This window comes from Paracoccus sediminilitoris, from assembly GCF_003259195.1.
GTDB classification, from domain to species: domain Bacteria; phylum Pseudomonadota; class Alphaproteobacteria; order Rhodobacterales; family Rhodobacteraceae; genus Paracoccus; species Paracoccus sediminilitoris.
In genome coordinates this window covers 1-536 of the sequence record NZ_QJPK01000086.1, presented here as the reverse complement: position 1 = coordinate 536, position 536 = coordinate 1, and the positions used below count along the sequence as shown (strand labels likewise).

At 65.5% G+C, this 536-nt stretch carries 1 pseudogene; it reads left to right on the top strand.

The annotated features are described in order from the left end of the window. Positions 1-536: pseudogene (locus tag DKT70_RS17675) on the top strand (IS3 family transposase); the annotation flags it as partial.

Genomic DNA, 536 nt, shown 5'->3' with positions numbered 1-536 from the left:
CGCAAGCGCCATGGGTCCGAGCGCCGCGCCGAATGAGAATGGCAAGCTGAAGCGTCTGCTGGCAGATGCCATGCTCGACAACATCGTGCTGAAGGATCTTCTGGGATCGAAGCCATGGGACGCCACTGGTCCAAGGACCATGGCTGAGGCCTGACGACACCGAACGCGCGGCGGGACGCAGTGCTCAAGGCGATGCGGGATCACGTCATTTCGCAACGCCGCGCCTGCGTCCTGGTCGGTGTCGATCCGAAGACGGTGCGTCGTGAGCGGCCGCCCGACAATCCGGAGATCCGCAAGGCCATGCAGGAGGTCGCGGCTGTGCGTCGCCGGTTCGGCTATCGGCGGATCGGACTACTGCTGGAGCGCAGGGGCATGCTGATGAACCCGAAGAAGCTGTATCGACTCTACCGCGAAGAGGGGCTGTCGGTCCGGCGCAGGCGCGGCCGCAAGCGTGCCCGTGGCACACGCATGCCGATGCCCTTGGCCCTCATGCCCAACCAGCGCTGGTCATTGGACCCTCGCCATGGTCACTCGGA